A 334-nucleotide genomic window follows, 5' to 3' on the forward strand; every position below is an offset into this window, starting at 1 on the left:
AGCCCGCGGTATCGTGATCCGGCATGACCGACAGCAGCAGACGCACGCGCGGCATCACGCTGTCCTTCGCCATGCGCAGCAGCGCCGCCGCATCTTCGCGATCCGCCATGCGCTGCCAGCCGATGCTCGCATTCAGCCGCGCCACCCCGCCCGCCAGTGCAATCTCGCGGTCGTTCTCGTCGAGACGGGCATCGCGCAACGCGAGCAGCGTATCGGCGTCGTACAGCGCCGGGTGCAACTGCCAGTGCGCGGCATCCAGCGTGCGCAGGTTCGCCGGCAATGTGCGCGGCACACGAAACACGCGCCGCGCGCCGAGCAGACCGGCGCTGTCGTT

Annotated in this window: 1 protein-coding gene; it reads right to left on the reverse strand. The window is 69.8% G+C overall.

Going from position 1 to position 334, the window contains the following annotated elements; genetic code table 11:
- Positions 1–334, reverse strand: a 334-nt coding sequence (locus tag QCE73_RS34070; RefSeq protein WP_309885345.1) for a hypothetical protein, incomplete at both ends; no start/stop codon positions are given.

The organism is Caballeronia sp. LZ029, assembly GCF_031451275.1.
GTDB lineage: Bacteria > Pseudomonadota > Gammaproteobacteria > Burkholderiales > Burkholderiaceae > Caballeronia > Caballeronia jiangsuensis.